Genomic DNA, 18,316 nt, shown 5'->3' on the forward strand with positions numbered 1-18,316 from the left:
ACATAAATATATTTGATAACTTAAAGGAGCAGCATAAAGCATACCCCTTTAGTTATTTTTTTTTACGCTTCTAAGCCTTTTTTAAGTTCGCTTGGCTTCATTGGTAGGTCACGTAAACGCACGCCTACTGCATTAAACACAGCATTACCAATAGCAGGAGCAACCCCTATAACGCCAGGTTCGCCTAAACCAACTGGAAACTCATCGCTTTGTAAAAATTCAATGTCAATATCTGGCACATCTTGCATTCTTAGCGGTAAATAAGTATTAAAGTTAGTCGCTGATACTTGCCCATCTTTATACGTATTTGACTCATGCAATGCAAGGCTGCTGCCCCATAGTAACGACCCTTCAATTTGCGCCAGTGCGCCATCTGGGTGAACTATTAAGCCAGCATCTACAACAACATAAAGCTTTTTAAGCGTTATTTTACCACTATCACGGTTAACATGAACATGCGCTGCGGTTGCAAGCCATGCTGGCATAGTACGTTCTTGCCCTGAGCTTACAGAAAAACCAATGCCCTCATCTTTAGCTAATTTAACAGAAGCTACTTTGTCAGACACCGTTTTAAGCACATTACGTAAGCGCAGTGCTCCGCCAACGCTCTCAGGTGCTTTACCCGCTTGCTTGCCTTTACCGTCTAACATTTCAATTCTAAATTGAACTGGATCTTTGCCTTGCTTATGGGCAATTTCATCAATAAACGACTCAAGACTCCATGCAATCCAGCCAGGCCCTACTGAACGTAACCAACCAGGAGTAAAGGTGCTTTGAGCAACTTCGTTATTAATAGCGCGTGCACGATGACTGCTCATGCTATACCAATGATCAGCGCCTGATGCCGAAAATGCATCAAATTTACCTTTACCATCAACACCCGGTGATAAAAACGCTGGTGCCATTGCTTTAGTAGGCCAACCTGCAGCAAATGCATGCTCTAAACCAGTAAAAGTACCGTTTTTATCAAACGACGCTGTTATTTTTGCAGCAGATGCAGAACGAGACTGATCGAATAAACTATCGTCTGCTCGTGTAAATACCAGCTTTACTGGTTTACCTACTGCTTTTGCGGTTAGAGCTGCAGGTACAGTCCAGTCACCAAATAATCGACGACCAAAACCACCACCTAAATAATAAGGACGAATAATTACTTTGTTTTGTTCTATATCGAGTGCTTTAGCAAGCGCAGGTAACGTAAGTGACTGCCATTGGTTACCTGTATGAATAATCCAATTTCCGTCTTTAAACTCTGCAACCGCATTTAATGGCTCTAGCTGATAATGGCTCGCTGTCGCTGTGGTATACATTGATTCTAACGACTCACTAGCGTCTGCTTGGGTTTTCCTTATATCGCCTTCATCAACAAACAAAGTACCCGAGTCTCGTTGCTCGCATAATCGCTTACCTTCTTTTTGAATATCAGCTTCAGATATATTTGCTGACTCACCCTTTTTGTAACTCACCTTTAAAGCATCTACTGCTTTAATGGCACTTGGGTAACTATCAGCTAATACAACAACCCAGCCTTGCACTGTGTTACTAGGGTCATTTAAAATTTCATAGCCTTTGTAACCTTTAATAGCTTTTGCTGCACTATCGTCAACGTTTGTTACTGTGCTGCCATAACGGGTTGGCGGTATTACTGGTCGCGCGTACAGCATGCCTTCAACTTCTACATCTATCCCATATACTGCGGTACCATTTGTTTTGGCTGGTATATCAAGCGCTTTAAAGTCTTGTTTAAGCCCAGTTAAATGACGTTTATTAGCAGGTTTTAGTGGCAAGTTTGCAACTTCATCACTTGTGAATGTGCGATTAAACTCGCCTTTTTTAACTATGTCAGCATAACTAACCGATTTTTCGCCTGCAATAATATAGCCCTTTTCAGCACGACATTTGTCTGCAGGCACGCCGAGCATTTTGGCTCCGGCTTCTATTAATGCAATTCGACCCGCAGCGCCGGCTTGAGATAATGGCTTGAAGCTTTGAAATACAGACCACGAACCACCCGTTACCATAAAGCCCCATTTTTCATGGGTATCTACGTAGGTAATTGATACTTTATCCCAATCACATTCAAGCTCATCAGCCACAATGCGCGCAAGAGCAGTACCAATATGTTGACCCATTTCAGCTTTAGCAATACTCACTTCTACGGCGCCGTCGGTGCTCATAGTCCACCAAATAGTGGGTGAAAAAGCTTGTTGCGCAATTGATTCTTTTGCACTGAGCGAACCCGAAAATAACGCAGGGGCAAACGCCATGACTAAGCCTGCGCTAGCAGTGCCAATCATAAACGAGCGACGATTTAAATTAACGGTTTCGCTATTTTTTTGAAATAATTTTTTCATTATCGGCTCCAGTTAAGCGTCTTGTGCATTTGGATCAAATATATTTACTACACTTTGTGACTCATCTGCAGCGCGTTGAATAGCAGTTTTAATACGTTTATAAGCCATACAGCGACAGTAGTTACCATTCATATGGCTTACTATTTCTTCATCTGAAGGACTTGGATTAGCTGCCAGTAATGTAGCAGCTTGCATTATTTGCCCCGATTGGCAGTAACCGCACTGTGGTACTTGCTCTTCAACCCATGCTTTTTGAAGTGGGTGTTCGTTATTAAGCCCTTCAATTGTGGTAATGTTTTTTCCTGCAATTGCGCCAATTGGTAAAACACATGAGCGAGTTGCTTGCCCATCTAAATGCACCGTACACGCACCACACATTGCAATACCGCAACCAAACTTCGTACCTTTTAATCCAATTTCATCACGAATAACCCATAACAGTGGTGTATCTTCACTTGCGTGTGATTCAACCACCTTGCCATTAATTGTAAACGTCACCATAGCTTGCCCCTTGATTAAGCTTTATAACCCGTGTTTAAATTATTTAATTTAAACGCAGGTTATAACAGTTAAGATTGTTGTAACTACTAATCCATAACAAATATAGTTACCGCATCAGCTACATTAACAGCTAAATACCATAACCACTGCACTAAAGCGTTAGCGCAGCTAAAACTTATTTTGCCCTACTAATACTTTTTCACTCATTTTTAGCTATAAAATTACTTAGCTGCTTTTGAGTATCTATGTCTAAACTCGCACTACGTAAACTAATTGTATTGACGACCTCACTGCTGGAGCGCAGTAATTGCTGTGCACCTCTATCTGAAGTTAAGCTTGCAAGCTGAGATAAATCAACCACTGGGAATATAGCGGGTACACCTAAACGCTCGCCATAGTTTGCGCACCAGCGCGATGGATTACGTGTAAAACCAGTAACTAGCTCACTTAAGTGCGCTACTTTTAGCTCAACCTGATCCGCGAGCATAAATAAAATCCCATCAAAGGACTTATTTTTAAACACTGTTTGAGAAGCTATCGCGATTGAATTACCTAAACCTTGGCTCCATTGCTTGTTCTCAATGAGCTCTATGTTTTTATAACCTGCCAGTGCTTGTGATACTTCTTTATGCCATGCCCCGGTAACTACATACACCGGCGTGTCATCAAGTGCTTGAAGTGTATTTACTGCATGCTCAATCATTGTTTTGCCAAACCCGATATCAGCCGTTAATTTACAGCCGTTAAAGCGAGATGATTGACCTGCAGCTAAAACAACTTTTGCAATTAGCACGGCTCTTGCCCCCAATGGCTTAGTGATTGGGCGTTTTTGTCACACAGCACTGCATGTATTTCGCTGATCAGCGATAGTGCAATACTCTCTGGCGAGTCGCCGCCTAAATTTAAACCGACAGGCCCAAAAACAGGAGACTTAATTTGTGAAACATGCGTATTTGCGTGCTCTAAAACTTGTTCACGTCTGTGCTTAGGACCCAATAACCCTATATATTTAAACGGAACATCTTTAAATTGAGCCAACGTACTGGCGTCAAGTTCAACGCTGTGAGCCATTAAAATAGCCGCATCGACTTTATGAGTTATGCAATATTCTTTTAACTCACTCGGTGTGATGCGCAAAATAGCATCAGCATTTTTAAAATATTGCCTTTTTGCATTAGCCGCGCGTGTATCCCATACAGTTACACTCCAACCAAGTTGTTTGGCAAATGTATAAACCGGAACTGCATCGGCCCCACCACCCACTATTAATAAATGAGGCGGCGGATAAATAGAAGTTTGCAAGCACGTAGCGCCTTGTAATTCTACCAATTGCGCTTTGCGGTTCATTGATAAACCATGTAACTCATCATTTTGCGTAAATACACCACTGCCGGCTGGCAAAATCGGGCTTACTTGTTGAAGGTATCGCCCTGGTTTATTCTCATTAAGTGCTTTAGATACGAGCTCTAACTGTAAATAGTCATTAGCTTTGTGAATGGGCTGCAGTAAAATGTGTACTATGCCCCCACAACCAATGCCAAGTTGAAATGTTAAATCGTCTTCATCGGTAGCATCATAACTAATGGTTTTACTGGTTAAAGTACTCATTACTTGTTTAGCGTGGCGCTGTATGTCAGCTTCTAAACAGCCTCCTGAAAGCATCCCCAAGCGCTCGCCTAGGCTCGAAATAAGCATCATAGCCCCTAGTTTTCTGTAGCTAGAGCCTTCAATTTTGTACAAAGTAGCTAAAACCCATTCTTGGTTGTCCCTATTGAGATACCAAGTGTTTAAGATACTTTTCAAATCTGTAACCATATATTGCCCTTTAAAAAGCATTTTTTGCGTTTAAAAACAAACCAGCCTAAACAGCTAATTTAAAACTTAATAATTCATGCACAATTTAGTTTTCTATTATATCGTTTAAGGTTTCAATTAACTCATCAAATTGATCATTAACGCTTTGGCGTTGTTTATCATTTAGAGTTAGGTTTAATTCGTAGAGTAAATTTATATATAAATTTAAGTTTGCTTCATTGCTTTTCAATAGTGCGTCGCTCATATAAAGTTCGCGCTCTTTAATAACCGTACTTAACTGATTTATAAATTCTTTTTTTGTAATTTCAGCATTTGTAAATACCTGTTTGGCTGCATTTAAACGGTTTTGCTTGTACTCTAACCAGAGCGCTCCTGAGTCTTGGTGCTGCTCATTAGTTGATTTAATCAGCGCTTTTTGTTGTTTATTAAGCTTGCCTATCCACTGCTCGTAGTATTCAAATTGCTCTTCTAAACGCTCACTTTTTCGCTCAAGCGGAGTTTGTTCGTTAAACTCTTCACGATCGTCGTTAATTTTTATTTGGATATTGTCTAAAAGCTCACCTCTTTGCTCACTTGATAAGGTTGCCCCAAGCTCAGCTAAAGGCAGTTTTGCGTATCCAAGTAGGTTCTGCCAATGTTGTTTTGCAAGCACAACCTGTGTTTTTAATTGTTTAGCCTCCAATGTTTGGTTAAACAATACTTTTATATTTTGTATGTCTTGTCTGTAGGCGGGTAACTGGGTAGTTCGGTGCCAATTTTGTGTTGTTGTAATTATGTTTTTTAGCTGTGTATTTTGCTTTTTATTTAAATCAACATAATCGTCAACCCAAAACGATGAAAGCCAACTCAAATTATTGTAAGTAAAAGATGCCGAACAACTACATAAAAACAACATACTTACAGCAAGGCATATCTGTTTTAGTTTTTTTGCTTTGAAATTATTAAGCATAACCTTCTCTATTATTTAGATTGTGGCAAAGCTCAAAACTCATTTGATAATAATTATCATTTAAGTATTGACTTGCATTTAGATCTAACTGATAATCGTTCGCACAAACACAGTGTAACGACCTCAGTGCCTACGGAAGAATATTCAGCAAGGATGCTGACACATTAAAAGAAGAGCGTGCCGCTTCGTGTTATTACTTACTCGACCCAAGTAATAACATCAAATATCACATTTACTTGCTACATTGCTCATATTAGTGACGGTTAATATGACTCAAAAAAGCCCTAACGGGCTTTTTTTATTTCTTTAAATTTTCTATAAAATCTGTATCTTACACTTCTTAAACTCGTTTACTTACCTTAAAAGTCCACCGCGCTATTATTTACATTTTATACGCACGATCTGATAAGGTATCGCCTTGCGTTTGCGCTAAAGCTGGCGTAAAACATAACAGTAGACACCCTTTTTTGCATCTATTTATAATAACCGATTTAGTCTCTACTTAAATGCATTGAGTATTAAACGTTTAAAATGCGCAAATAGTGCAAAAATTTAATAATTTAGCATTTAACTAAAGTCTGTTTACCTTTCGGGATTAAAACTTGTTCTATTTAGGCGCTATTTAATCGCGGCAAGATATACTGGCCCTAAAACCTATCGTAACTATTACTAATTGGAGACATTAATATGTCACAGTTTAATTTGAAAGCACTCGTTCTTGCTGGCGTTTTACTTGCCAGCCCTTTCGCTCATGCAACATTAGAAGATGGCATAAGAGCAGCTAACGAAGGTGAATTTGCAGTCGCCCTAAAAGAATTTCAATACCTTGCCGATAAAGGTTTTGCACCAGGAATTTACGAACTAGCTAAATTATACGAAGGTGGATACGGTGTAACACGCGATTACCGCAAGGCAGCTGCGCTTTATCAACAAGGCGTTAAAAAGAACCACCCGGATTCAATGTTTGCGTTAGCTGTTTTATACGACGAAGGTAAAGGCGTAAAGCTTGATCACCAAATGGCTGTTACCTTATTTGAAAAAGCAGCCAATAAAAACCTGCCTGCGGCTCAGTTTAACTTAGGTGTAATGTATTCCAATGGCGTGGGCGTTACGCGAGATTATGAAGCGGCACGCAACTGGTACGAAAAAGCAGCTGCAAACAATTACTCTTTAGCACAATTCAATTTAGCCCTCATGTATTTTGAAGGGCTAGGTATGCCAAAAGATTTAGAAAAGTCGTACATTTGGAATACTATCGCTGAGTACAACGGCAATATGCAAGCGAGTCATAGCCGCAAACTTGATGAGCGTAAAATGCTGCCTAAAGAAATTGAAGAAGCTAAAGAAAAAGCCGATGCCATTTATGCAAAAATACAAGTGGGTACCTATGCTGGCGAAGGTCGCTTATTTTAAAGTCTTATTTTAAAGTTTAAGAGTTTAGTTTGAAACTAATCTAAAAAAGGCTGAATTACATAACGTAATTCAGCCTTTTTAATATCTTGATTTAGCAAGTTCAAAATCTATTCAACTTTACAAAATCAACACACTCTTATTTTATGTAAAGCCACTTTAGTAGCTTAATAAGAAGTTTGCTTTGTTTTAGCAGCATAACAATACGAGGATTAAACGAGCCCGATACTAACGTATTTTTAGCATGGCTAAACGTTAAAAACCCTTCTATGCCATGATAATGCCCCATGCCTGAATGCCCTACACCACCAAAAGGGGCATCGTCAGCAGTTACTTGCACTAACGTATCGTTTATTGCCACAGTGCCACTGATTGTTTGCTTCATGATGTATTCTTGAGTGTGCTTATCTTGCCCTAAAATATAAAGCGCTAACGGATGGTGATGGGCTTTAATATAGTCAATTGCGCTGTCGAGCTTGTCATAACTCATTATTGGTAATATTGGGCCAAATAACTCATCTTGCATAAGATGCATTTCGTCAGTAACTTGAGTCACTAAGTGCAGGCCCATACGATGTTTTTGCTCATCTTGCTGGTTTTGCTCAAGTGGCTTAATAATGTTTGCGCCAAGCTCTTGGGCTTGCTCTAAGTAGGTTGCTAAACGTTTATAGTGTGCATCACTAATAATAGAGGTTAAGTTTTTACCTTCAACACCGTCTTTAAAGTGCTTTTTATAAAGCTCGCATAATTGCTGAACCAGCTGATGCTCAAGCTCTTTGGGTACAAATACGTAGTCGGGTGCAACGCATATTTGCCCTGCGTTGGCCATTTTTCCAAACAGTAAGGCTTGTGCCGCTTTTTTAATATCGGCATTTTGCGTAATAATAACTGGCGATTTACCACCGAGCTCAAGCGTTACCGGTGTTAAATTACGGCTCGCTGAAGCCATTACTAATTTACCAACGGCCGATGACCCCGTAAATAATAAATGAGCAAATGGCAGTGATGAAAACTGCGCGGCTACGTCGCTACCGCCTTGTATTATTTTGCAATGCGTTTGCATGTCGTCTTTAAATATTTTTTCGATAACGACGTTTGTGTGAGGTGTAAACTCGCTTAACTTAAGCATCACTTTATTACCGGCAGCTATGGCGGTAAGCACAGGTACTAACGCTAACTGAATGGGGTAATTCCACGGTGCAATAATACCAACCACACCTTTAGGTTGGTAATTAACACTTACTTTTGAAGGCCACAAACTTAAACCTACAGAGCGATTACTTGGCTTTGCCCATTTTGGTAGCTTTTTGATAATGTGCGCGAGTGTTTGAACCGTAGGCAATATATCGCCAAGTAGAGTATCGAAAGCGGTTCTGTAACCAAAGTCTTTTGAAGCAGCATCCACTAGCTCTTGCTCAAGTTCAACAATACGTACACGGAGTTTTTTTAATAAAACGAGACGTTTATCAATTGGCAAGTAAGGTGTTTCGAGAAAGCTTTTTTGCAATTCATCAAATTGGGGAATTAAAGGCATTGCCTGTGATGTGTCGGTGCTCAAAATAGATTACTCAATTTTTAAAGTTACCGCAGACTATAACCTTGTTCTGTTTTTCGAGCAATAACACTAATTTGCTTGAAAGCGTAATATATAACTTGAGTTTTTAAGGGTAAATCTACCCTAAGCAACTCTTTTGAACACTAATGGCGTGAATTTAACTGAAATAGATTGGATACAAAGAGTAGCTTTGCTTTAAGTTATAACTTTAAACAAAACTACTCTGATATAGGTTGGTTGGAACTAATTTAGTACAGTTTTAAAAGCCAAATACTTGCGCTGCGATAGTCATTGTCACTAGCGTAATTAATACAATGGCGACAATATTTAGCACAAAGCCGGCTCTTATCATGTCGCGCATTTGAATTTGCCCTGAGCCAAACACAATAGCGTTTGGTGGTGTCGCTACCGGCATCATAAACGCACAACTACACGCTATAGCTGCAGGAATAACCCAAACTAAAGGCGAACCTGTTATAGACTCTGCGACGGGTCCTAACAAAGGAAGAAAGCCAGCTGCAGTCGCTGTATTGCTAGTGATCTCAGTTAAAAATGTAATTAAAGCAACCACAACAAGTACGCTCATAACAAGAGGAATCGCACTTGCGCCTTCAATCATGTGAGCAATAAACTCGGCAAGACCTGACGATTTAATTTGAGATGCAAGCGTAAGTCCGCCCCCAAATAATAATAAAACGCCCCACGGCACTTTAGCTGCGCTTTCCCAATCAAGAATACGTTCGTCACTGCCTTTGTTTGCAGGCAAAACAAATAGTAATAATGCGGCGGCAATCGCAATACCCGTATCAGAAATTTTAAGCCCTGTTATGTCGCCAAGTATAGGTCTAAATATCCAACACAGTGCTGCTAAAACAAACACAAATAACACGCCTTTTTCGGCGCGTTGCATTATACCTAGGTTTTTTAGCTGCGTTGAAAACACCGCTTTTGTATCAATTTTTTGATCGTTTTTAACATTAGCATCTACTTTATACGCAAATTTGGTAAGCCAAACCCAACTAATAATAAGCATACTTAAAGACAGTGGTACGCCTACAATCATCCACTGAGCAAAGCCTATTTCAATTTGGTAACTGTCAGATAGGTATGCAGCCATTAATGCATTAGGCGGTGTACCAATTAAAGTAGCAATACCACCAATGCTTGCACCATAAGCAATTGATAGTAGCAATGCTTTGCCAAACCCTTCATTACTTGGGTCTGATTGCTTAACCAAATTGGTAATTGAAAGTGCAATAGGTAGCATCATTACGGCTGTTGCGGTATTAGACATCCACATCGACAAAAATGCAGTTACAAGCATCATTGCTAAAATTTGCAAACTTGGCTTTTTACCCGCATATAACATGGTGCTAAGCGCTATACGTTTATGTAACCCCCATCGCTCCATAGCGATAGAGATTAAAAATCCGCCTAAAAATAAAAATATTAGTGGATGCGCATACGGTGCAGCCACACTTTTTATGGCTTCTATATCAGCAAGTGGTGATATTACCAAAGGAAGCAAAGCTGTTGCTGGAATTGGCACTACTTCACTTACCCACCACGATGCCATCCAAAATGCTAAGCCTGCTGTTTTAAATGCAGCAACCGACATACCCTCAGGTGGGTTTACTAGACAGGTAAGCAACATAACGCTTGGGCCCAGTAATAGCCAAAACCATTGCATACTCTGTTTTTTAGGAGAATTGTTTTTTAAAATTTGTTGAGTCATTACTTTTCCTAAAATTTATATTTAAGGCCAAGAGCAACACTGCTGTCGTCTTGTTCTTCTAAATTAAGATCGGTATATAAAAGATAAGCTGTAGTTTGCTTATCAAATACATAATCAAGGCCTGTGCTCCATTGCGTTGCCTCAGATGCTTGACGAAGAGTTGAGTCATCTTTAGCAAATTGAATTTTTGGCACCCACTTATCAAGTGTATAACTGGCACTTAATACGTAACCATTGCCCGACTTACTGCCATCTACTGATTCTGAATGCTGGTACAGCGCACCTAACTGTAATTGTTCGAACTTATAAACACCAACAAGGCGGCTTGCTTTTACATTGTTAAGTGAATCTACATGACTGAACGACACATAATATGAAGTACTTTTTAAATTACGGTCGCCATAAATAAGCGTAGCAGCAAAGCCTGCTTTATCGTCTTTATTGTCATCTTTTGGCGCATAAGTAAATGAAAACTGCGTATTATGCCAATAGTTTGATGTGTAAGTGATAGTATCACCGAGGCGGTCTTGGCCTGCAATAACTTGCGCTATATCCGCCTGCGTTTCGTTAAAGTTATCGAGTTTACCTTCAGAATATTTAAAACGAGTGTCGTTACGACCTACAACAACTTCACCAAACGCACCTTTTAAACCTAAGTAAGTATTACGTGCAGTAAAAGGCTCTTGCGTATCATCTTCTTCAAAACCTTTAACTTGTACCTCATATTTAAAAACAGCACTTAAATATTCGTTAAGTTTATGATCGCCCTTAATACCAATACGCGAGTATGGCGCTTCAATTTGAGTACCCTCTTCGGCATAACGCATTATGCCCGTATCAGTACTGGCAATTTGTACTTCGGCTTTACCGTATACAGCGTACTCTGCAGCAAAAGATGTGTGTGAAAATGTAGCTAAGCAACCATAGGATAGAAATAAAATACAGGTGTGTGTAGTTTTTGTCATCGTGTGCCCTAATTATTAGAATCTACTTGTTGTAGCGCTAATAAGGCAACTTTACTGCCAAGTGTATAAAAGCAATCTATTTCAATAGCTTACTAAAATAAGTCGTTTAATTTAAATAAAAGCGTGTGAATTACCACACATAAGAAAGTGGATCTTGTCACCAAACCCACACATTTAGTCAGTAAACATATCTCTATTAAGATTGTATTTACTCATTTTATCGTAAAGTGTTTTACGAGCAATTTGCAGTGTTTCCATGGTGTTTTTAATACTGCCGTGGTTTTGCTCAAGCGCGTACTCAATAAGTGACTGCTCATAAAAAGAGACTTTTTCAGATAAGCTTAAATCGGGAGATAAGCCACCTAATTGTTGTGTTTTAACTTCAGCAAAAGCAAGCTCAGCACCAAGTAATACAGCTCGCTCTGCTTGATTTCTTAGCTCTCTCACATTGCCAGGCCAGTCATAGGCAACTAACCGCTGTTGTATTTCGTAATTTACTGCCGCCGGCGGCTTATGATAGCGAGTTGCAGCAATAGAGCTAAAGTGTTTAAACAAAAGTAATATGTCAGCTTTTCGCTCTCGTAATGGCGGAATATTAACGTTAACCAAACTAAGTCTGTAGTATAAATCAGCTCTAAAATCACCCTTTTCAACTAACGCAAGTAAGTCTACTTTTGTAGCTGCAACAATTCTGATGTCTAAATCAATTGCTTTGTTATCGCCTACAGGTGTTACTTTTCGCTCTTCTAATACGCGTAATAACTTAACTTGCAGTGCCATTGGAGTGCTTTCTATTTCATCTAAAAAGACCGTACCACCTTGTGCATATTCAAACTTACCTTTTCGACTTTGAGTAGCCCCTGTATAGGCACCACTTGCTGCACCAAACAATTCGCTTTCTATTAACTGCTCTGGTACTGCGCCACAATTAATAGCAACAAAATTACAGCTAGAGCGATTACTCTGATCGTGTAGATACCGCGCTACAAGTTCTTTACCTGTGCCAGTTTCACCTTCAATCATTACATCGGTTGGGGTATCTATAATTGTGTTTAATAAGTGCATCATGTGTTGCATTTTAGGTGTGTCACCTAGTATGCGTACACCTGGGGCTGAGGTTTTCTGTACAGCCACTTTTAATGCGCGGTTCTCCATAACAAGGCTTCGTTTGTCGCACGCTCGTGCTATGCAATCAAGAAGATGTTCGTTAACTGGTTTTTCAAATAAATCATACGCACCTAATTGCATCGCTTTAACTGCTATCGATACATCAGCGTAACCAGTTAAAAATATTACAGGGAGCTCACTATCAAAAGCCGTTATTTGCTCTAAAAGCGTTAAGCCATCCATGTTCGGCATATTTATATCGCTCAGCACAACTCCAGCAAAGCGCCTATTGAGTTTGCTAAGAGCGGTACTTGCGTCATTAAAGCACTCAACGGTGTATCCTTCGAGAGTGAGCAATTGCTTTAAAGAGTCTCTGATCATTGCTTCATCATCAATGACTATTATGTGATTACATGGGGAGCTATCAATCATCTTTATTTTCCTGCCTGTTAGAGAGGCTAATTATAAATTCAGCCCCGCCTTCAACTCGATTGTGCGCGCTCAAACAACCATTAAACGAATCTATTATTTGTTTTGATATAGATAAACCAAGGCCTAAACCTTTACTTGATTTAGTACTATAAAAAGGTTCAAATAAATTACCAAATGCATGTTGCTCAATACCAGAGCCAGTATCTAAAATCGACAGTTTTACTCGCTCTTCAAAACACTCCAGCTGAAAACTTAAGTTACGAATAATTGCACCATTCATAGCTTGGCTAGCATTAGTAATTAAATTAACCAGTACTTGTTCAAATTTAAGCGAATCGACCCACACAACGACTGTTTCATCAAACTGAGGTGGCTCTACTTGTACGTTATCTTGCTTTAACTGCGCGCTAGAAATCATTAATGCGTTATTAACAAGCCCTGCAAGAGGGTAAGGTCTGAGCTGCATTTTTGAAGGTTTACTAAAATGCTTTAACTGACCTACAATTTGGTGCACTCGATTAACTAATCCCTCAATCACTACTAAGCTTTCACCAAGTGCTGAAGTATTTCCTTTAGCTAATAAACGCTTTGCCGAAGCTAAATAAGTATTAATAGCACTGAGCGGCTGGTTTATTTCGTGGTTGATTCCTGCACTTAGCTGTCCTATTGTCGCAAGCTTTGCAGACTGCACTAAAGCCGTTTGTACTTTTTCCAAAGCCTGAGTGCGCTCAAGGACTTCAAGTTCAAGGCTATGTCTGGAGTACACCAGCTTTTTATAACCCGCAAACCGAGTTAATAAAATATAACTAATAATAATAACTAAGCTACAGATAATAAATACCCAAAATAAGCGAGGCAGTTGAGCTGAATTAACTTTTGTTATATCAACGAGTACGTTCATCGTGGCATTAAAATATCGTAAAGGTCTTTGCGACATTACGTAAAGTTTTTTATCTATTTTTAAATGTTTAATACCTTCATTAGAAAATTGAAACTGCTTAATATACAAAGGCTGATGATCTAAATAAGCCCGACGAGATTTAATATCTCTGCGCATAGTTATATCAAGTTCAGTGAAGCTGTTTAATCGCCACGTTTGCATATCTGACATTGCAATTACCTCATCTGCAAGCTGCAAAAAAAAGTGACTACCCTTTGAAGTATTTAGAAGCTCTCTGTCATCCTCAAATTTACTTACATTCACTTTTAACACAACAACACCAATGGCTTTATTGTCGCGATATACTGCTTGTGAAAAGTAAATACCACGCTCTTTAGAGCGCATGCCTAATGCAAAGTACGCTACTTTTTCGCCTGCAAATGCACGTTTGAAATAAGGTCTAAACGCAAAGTTGCTACCTAAAAAAGTATAATCTGCTTGCCAATTACTACTGGCAATAACTTCGCCTTGAGTATTTAGAACAAAAATATCTGAGGCACCGCTAGCTTGTTGAATATCAGCAAGGTAGTTATTAATAGCGTTATAGTGCTGTGGCTGCGCATCTACAAAGTCTATCATTAACGAGTTATAGGTAAGTAACTGGGGAATAGCAGAAAAACGAGCAAGCTCAGTATCAATATAGTTATTTAATTGCGTAACTTGGCGCTCAGCCTGGTAGGTTGCTTGCTCAACATCATGAGAACGACCAAGCCAAAACGTAACAACTAATATAAGTACGAGTAACACACAAACAGTAATGATTTTTTTAGAAAAAGAAAACATGAAGAACTCGCAAAAAATAGCCAAGAAAATTTTAGGGCGCTAGTGTAACGGCTAATCTCTAGCAGAGATATAAACTTTTTGTTAACAACAGTTTTAAAGTGTTTAAAAACAAAAATCGCCGTAAACAACTATGTTTACAGCGATCTGTTTAGCATTAAATTAAAAAACAATTAATTTGTAGCTAATGTTGATCTATTTTTAACATATTTATATAAGCCAATTAACGACGCTGCAATCCAAAATATCTCGATTACAAAGCTCGCTAAATTAAAGTTATAACAAAGGCTAATTAACAGTAAAATTGCCCCTGTTAAATTCATCATATTATACGTTAAGCTAGCTGGAGATGTTTTACCTAGCTGCAGTAAAAAAAATGAACCAACTACTAAAAAAGTACCTGTCATGCCTATGATGTCAAATAAGAGTGCTATCACGAAACTATCCTTTATCCATTTTTAAATAACCCAATAAACTGGCCCGATCCATGGGGAGGGTATTTTTTCATTCATTGAAACAGCAAACCGGGCGATTCTATCAATATGGTAAATTCTAACAAGGCCATATGTCCGCATGCACAAGGCTTTATACTTATTCGCTTAATTAAGTATTATTGCGGTTTAGTATTACTTCATATACCTTATTTAAAGGTTACTTTGCCGCCAATTATTTTATAGGCAGGCGCACCGCGAATAATCGCTTCTCGGGCAAATGGTCGGCTACAGTTAGGGCAAATACAAGCCTCTGTTGTAAAGTCTTGGCTAATACGCTCTTTAAAGCACTTAACTAATGCTCCTTTCCCCCCTTTTCGATATTTAAATAAAGAGGCTTTACAAGCAGAGCAAAAAATATCAACCGTTTTAGTAGGGCCTTTTTTGTTGGGTTTTGCCATTACGTCCTGCGGTATTATATAAAGAGTAATTAGCAATTATATCAGTTTAGATGGGTAAAGGTTACCACCTCTGACTTAGAATTTAGATACGGCAGACTTAATCTATAAAGCCCCATTACATATAACCTTTATAAAATAAACACATCCTAATCTTTAAAAAAGAAGCGTTTTAACTGAGATGACAATACATTCATATTAAAAGGTTTGACTATAAATCCTGATACTTTAGCTGCAATAACTTGCTTAACTTTATCTGTACTGTCTTCACAAGTAACCATTAAAACGGGAATATCAGCGAGTTCTTTATCTTTTCGAATGTTAGTAAGTAAACTAACGCCATCCATTTTTGGCATATGAAGGTCAGTAATAACCAAATCGAAATGCTGGTTGCGCAGAAATACCAAAGCTTGCAATCCATCAGTTGCTTCAACGATATTGCTATACTCTAGTTTTCTAAGCATATTAATTAATACGTGTCGCATGAGTGGCATATCATCAACAACTAATATTTTCATTAGTTTCTTTACCAAATTGTATAAATGGGATTATATAAAACTACTCTACTCGTAGATAAGGATCAAATTTGGATTTGCTGATTATTTAAATCTTACGGCCATATCCCTAAAATGAGCCCCATTAACGAAAATTGTAAAATATGGTACCCCCCGTTAATTAAAAAAAGCTTTAGAGGGCGTTGCTCAAATATATAACTCAATCCAAATGAACTACTGATCCAAAAAAAGCCGATCACAAAGCCGGCTCCTATACTTTCACCTACGCTTGCATCCTTACCTAAAAAAAGAGATAGCATTAAAGCCGCTATAAAAACTAAAAAAAAACTGCCACCAAATATCAACTTAGGGTTAGCCGATTGTAAATCCAGATCAGTTAAGCCTATACTTTCTAGCCAGGCATTTTTAAAGAGAGCTTTTGAATACCATATACCACCAAGCATAAAAGAAGACAGTGCAGCCACTAGTATCGCAAAATAATCTACATCTAAAAGGTTCATACAAATAGCCGTATACAAAAAGTGTAATACCGTTTGGTATTAAATATTAACGGTATAAAGATACTCCCAATGTAGTTATAAATAGGGGATTGAGCAAATGGCCTTACTTAAATTAATTTTTGGTATAGAAGGTAATTATAAAAATAAAATTTATAAATCGCCAAATTTTGCATTGGTCAATAAGGCTAAATCAGTTGGCGAGAGTGCTATTTCTAAGCCTCTTTTTCCGGCGCTCACATAAATAGTGTCAAAGAGAGAAGCACTGCTATGAATAAACGTAGCTAGACGTTTTTTTTGTCCAAGCGGACTCACCCCTCCTAAAATATAACCGGTACTAACTTGTACTTTTTGTGGGGCAGCCATAATTACTTTTTTAGCCCCACATAATTTAGCTAACTGTTTTAAATTAACTTGTTGAGATACAGGCGTTACAGCAACAATCAGTTGCCCTTCATGTGTTTCAAGTACTATGGTTTTAAATACTTGTGCACTGTCTAAATTTAACTTTTCAACGGCTTCAAGCCCGTAGTGGCTATTATTCTTATCGTGCTCATAACTGAGTACTTCAAAGGTTTTTTTTTGCTTTTTAAGTAGATCTATTGCTGGTGTCATGCTGTTTCATCTTTTTTATTCACAGTAACAAAAATTAAGTTTAAAGCAAAAAAAACGACGCTAAAAGCGTCGTTTTTTGGTTCATAATAATTTAAATTTATTTAGTTAAATCATCAAAAAACTTTTTAACACCGTCAAAAAAGCCTTGCTCTTTAGGACGGTTTTTAGAGCTATCTGTGCCCATGCTTTCATCTAACTCTTGAAGTAGTTCACGTTGACGCTCGTTAAGATTAACTGGCGTTTCGATTACCACTTTACAAATTAGATCGCCTTGTGCACCACTGCGTACAGACTTAACACCTTTGCCACGCATACGGAACATTTTGCCCGTTTGAGTTTCAGACGGTATTTTAAGTTTTGCACGACCATCAAGTGTTGGCACCTGAATTTCGCCACCAAGGCCTGCTGTAGTAAAGCTAATTGGTACTTCACAATATAAATTATTCGCTTCACGTACAAATATTTCATGTTCACGAACCGATACTTGCACATACAAGTCGCCCGATGGTGCGCCATGCATTCCGGCTTCGCCTTCACCCGTTAAGCGAATACGGTCGCCTGTATCAACGCCAGCTGGAATTTTAACTGAAAGCGTTTTAGTTTTTTCTACGCGGCCTTGTCCATGACAACTGTTACAAGGGTCTGAAATAATTTGACCTTGTCCCTGACACGTTGGACACGTTTGCTGAACAGCAAAGAAACCTTGGCGCATTTGCACTTGGCCAGCACCATGACATGTAGTACATGTTTTAGGTTTAGAACCCGCTTTAGCACCACTGCCATCACATGGCTCACAACCAACCCATGTAGGTACTTTAATTTCAACTTCTTTACCACGAACAGCTTCTTCTAAGCTTAAGTCCATGTTGTAACGTAAATCAGATCCACGTTGTTGACGAGATTGACGTCGACCACCGCCGCCACCAAAAATATCGCCAAATACATCGCCAAATACATCACCAAAGTCGCCATGTCCGCCACCAAAACCACCGTGACCACCGCCACCACCTTGTTCAAAGGCTGCGTGACCATGTTGGTCATACATTTGACGTTTTTGATCGTCGGTTAAAATTTCGTACGCTTCTTTAACTTCTTTAAATTTTATTTCGAGATCTTTATCGCCTGCGGTACGATCTGGATGATATTTCATCGCTAAGCGTTTATACGCTTTTTTTATGTCTCGCTCACTCGCATCTTTGCTTACGCCGAGGACTTCGTAATAATCGCGTTTTGACATATCTATCACACTACTCTTTT

General features: G+C 38.9%; 17 protein-coding genes. 1 reads left to right on the plus strand and 16 read right to left on the minus strand.

Annotated elements, in window-relative coordinates; genetic code table 11:
- Positions 1 to 62: 62 nt before the first annotated feature.
- The 5 genes from I6F42_RS01975 to I6F42_RS01995 all read right to left on the minus strand — a co-directional run bounded on the left by I6F42_RS01975 (position 63) and on the right by I6F42_RS01995 (position 5,619).
- Positions 63 to 2,354, minus strand: coding sequence for a xanthine dehydrogenase family protein molybdopterin-binding subunit (locus tag I6F42_RS01975; protein ID WP_197150494.1), 2,292 nt, complete (start codon positions 2,352 to 2,354; stop codon positions 63 to 65).
- Positions 2,355 to 2,366: 12 nt separating this feature from the next.
- Positions 2,367 to 2,855 (minus strand): (2Fe-2S)-binding protein, encoded by a 489-nt coding sequence (locus I6F42_RS01980; RefSeq protein WP_007582016.1) that lies wholly within the window; start codon positions 2,853 to 2,855, stop codon positions 2,367 to 2,369.
- Between the two features lie 199 nt (positions 2,856 to 3,054).
- The gene (locus I6F42_RS01985) at positions 3,055 to 3,648 is read right to left on the minus strand and encodes a nucleotidyltransferase family protein (RefSeq protein ID WP_121955118.1); all 594 of its coding nucleotides are present in this window, start codon (positions 3,646 to 3,648) and stop codon (positions 3,055 to 3,057) included.
- Positions 3,642 to 4,670, minus strand: coding sequence for an XdhC family protein (locus I6F42_RS01990; protein ID WP_197150496.1), 1,029 nt, complete (start codon positions 4,668 to 4,670; stop codon positions 3,642 to 3,644). Before I6F42_RS01990 ends, I6F42_RS01985 begins: the two co-directional genes overlap by 7 nt.
- Positions 4,671 to 4,755: 85 nt before the next feature.
- Positions 4,756 to 5,619, minus strand: a complete 864-nt coding sequence (locus I6F42_RS01995) for a DUF6279 family lipoprotein (RefSeq protein WP_197150499.1) — start codon at positions 5,617 to 5,619, stop codon at positions 4,756 to 4,758.
- 687 nt (positions 5,620 to 6,306) lie between these two features.
- Here I6F42_RS01995 and I6F42_RS02000 point away from each other — a divergent pair.
- On the plus strand, positions 6,307 to 7,032 hold the full coding sequence (locus I6F42_RS02000) for a tetratricopeptide repeat protein (protein WP_007582012.1): 726 nt from the start codon (positions 6,307 to 6,309) through the stop codon (positions 7,030 to 7,032).
- A gap of 136 nt (positions 7,033 to 7,168) precedes the next feature.
- On the opposite strand, the gene I6F42_RS02005 is transcribed toward I6F42_RS02000, so the two are convergent.
- From I6F42_RS02005 to dnaJ, 11 genes are all read right to left on the minus strand, one after another.
- Positions 7,169 to 8,587, minus strand: coding sequence for a coniferyl aldehyde dehydrogenase (locus tag I6F42_RS02005; protein ID WP_197150503.1), 1,419 nt, complete (start codon positions 8,585 to 8,587; stop codon positions 7,169 to 7,171).
- 256 nt (positions 8,588 to 8,843) lie between these two features.
- Positions 8,844 to 10,319, minus strand: a complete 1,476-nt coding sequence (locus tag I6F42_RS02010) for a DASS family sodium-coupled anion symporter (protein ID WP_197150507.1) — start codon at positions 10,317 to 10,319, stop codon at positions 8,844 to 8,846.
- 8 nt (positions 10,320 to 10,327) lie between these two features.
- Positions 10,328 to 11,284 (minus strand): porin, encoded by a 957-nt coding sequence (locus I6F42_RS02015; RefSeq protein ID WP_197150511.1) that lies wholly within the window; start codon positions 11,282 to 11,284, stop codon positions 10,328 to 10,330.
- A 174-nt stretch (positions 11,285 to 11,458) separates the two neighbouring features.
- Positions 11,459 to 12,823, minus strand: a complete 1,365-nt coding sequence (locus tag I6F42_RS02020; protein WP_010553935.1) for a sigma-54 dependent transcriptional regulator — start codon at positions 12,821 to 12,823, stop codon at positions 11,459 to 11,461.
- Complete coding sequence (locus I6F42_RS02025) at positions 12,816 to 14,546, minus strand: cache domain-containing protein (RefSeq protein WP_010553936.1); 1,731 nt, start codon at positions 14,544 to 14,546, stop codon at positions 12,816 to 12,818. Before I6F42_RS02025 ends, I6F42_RS02020 begins: the two co-directional genes overlap by 8 nt.
- A 170-nt stretch (positions 14,547 to 14,716) precedes the next feature.
- Positions 14,717 to 14,980, minus strand: a complete 264-nt coding sequence (locus I6F42_RS02030) for a hypothetical protein (protein ID WP_010553937.1) — start codon at positions 14,978 to 14,980, stop codon at positions 14,717 to 14,719.
- A gap of 203 nt (positions 14,981 to 15,183) precedes the next feature.
- A complete protein-coding gene (locus I6F42_RS02035; RefSeq protein ID WP_007585454.1) occupies positions 15,184 to 15,435 on the minus strand; it encodes a hypothetical protein in 252 nt (83 codons plus the stop codon).
- 146 nt (positions 15,436 to 15,581) lie between these two features.
- The gene (locus I6F42_RS02040; RefSeq protein WP_197150513.1) at positions 15,582 to 15,950 is read right to left on the minus strand and encodes a response regulator; all 369 of its coding nucleotides are present in this window, start codon (positions 15,948 to 15,950) and stop codon (positions 15,582 to 15,584) included.
- Between the two features lie 92 nt (positions 15,951 to 16,042).
- Positions 16,043 to 16,447: a DUF1761 domain-containing protein gene (locus I6F42_RS02045; protein WP_024609209.1), complete on the minus strand. Its 405-nt coding sequence runs from the start codon at positions 16,445 to 16,447 to the stop codon at positions 16,043 to 16,045.
- Positions 16,448 to 16,597: 150 nt separating this feature from the next.
- Entirely contained in the window at positions 16,598 to 17,059 is a 462-nt protein-coding gene (ybaK, locus tag I6F42_RS02050; protein WP_007585460.1) for a Cys-tRNA(Pro) deacylase, read from the minus strand.
- Between the two features lie 97 nt (positions 17,060 to 17,156).
- Entirely contained in the window at positions 17,157 to 18,296 is a 1,140-nt protein-coding gene (gene dnaJ / locus I6F42_RS02055) for a molecular chaperone DnaJ (RefSeq protein WP_010553942.1), read from the minus strand.
- Positions 18,297 to 18,316: the final 20 nt, after the last annotated feature.

The organism is Pseudoalteromonas sp. SWYJZ12 (assembly GCF_015864395.1).
Taxonomy (GTDB): domain Bacteria; phylum Pseudomonadota; class Gammaproteobacteria; order Enterobacterales; family Alteromonadaceae; genus Pseudoalteromonas; species Pseudoalteromonas arctica.

Bases quoted from the DNA above. Each gene is read 5' to 3' on its own strand.
- I6F42_RS01975 (WP_197150494.1), bottom strand. From the start codon at position 2,354: ATGAAAAAATTATTTCAAAAAAATAGCGAAACCGTTAATTTAAATCGT.
- I6F42_RS01980 (WP_007582016.1), bottom strand. From the start codon at position 2,855: ATGGTGACGTTTACAATTAATGGCAAGGTGGTTGAATCACACGCAAGT.
- I6F42_RS01990 (WP_197150496.1), bottom strand. From the start codon at position 4,670: ATGGTTACAGATTTGAAAAGTATCTTAAACACTTGGTATCTCAATAGG.
- I6F42_RS01995 (WP_197150499.1), bottom strand. From the start codon at position 5,619: ATGCTTAATAATTTCAAAGCAAAAAAACTAAAACAGATATGCCTTGCT.
- I6F42_RS02000 (WP_007582012.1), top strand. From the start codon at position 6,307: ATGTCACAGTTTAATTTGAAAGCACTCGTTCTTGCTGGCGTTTTACTT.
- I6F42_RS02010 (WP_197150507.1), bottom strand. From the start codon at position 10,319: ATGACTCAACAAATTTTAAAAAACAATTCTCCTAAAAAACAGAGTATG.
- I6F42_RS02015 (WP_197150511.1), bottom strand. From the start codon at position 11,284: ATGACAAAAACTACACACACCTGTATTTTATTTCTATCCTATGGTTGC.
- I6F42_RS02020 (WP_010553935.1), bottom strand. From the start codon at position 12,823: ATGATTGATAGCTCCCCATGTAATCACATAATAGTCATTGATGATGAA.
- I6F42_RS02025 (WP_010553936.1), bottom strand. From the start codon at position 14,546: ATGTTTTCTTTTTCTAAAAAAATCATTACTGTTTGTGTGTTACTCGTA.
- I6F42_RS02035 (WP_007585454.1), bottom strand. From the start codon at position 15,435: ATGGCAAAACCCAACAAAAAAGGCCCTACTAAAACGGTTGATATTTTT.
- I6F42_RS02040 (WP_197150513.1), bottom strand. From the start codon at position 15,950: ATGAAAATATTAGTTGTTGATGATATGCCACTCATGCGACACGTATTA.
- I6F42_RS02045 (WP_024609209.1), bottom strand. From the start codon at position 16,447: ATGAACCTTTTAGATGTAGATTATTTTGCGATACTAGTGGCTGCACTG.
- ybaK (WP_007585460.1), bottom strand. From the start codon at position 17,059: ATGACACCAGCAATAGATCTACTTAAAAAGCAAAAAAAAACCTTTGAA.
- dnaJ (WP_010553942.1), bottom strand. From the start codon at position 18,296: ATGTCAAAACGCGATTATTACGAAGTCCTCGGCGTAAGCAAAGATGCG.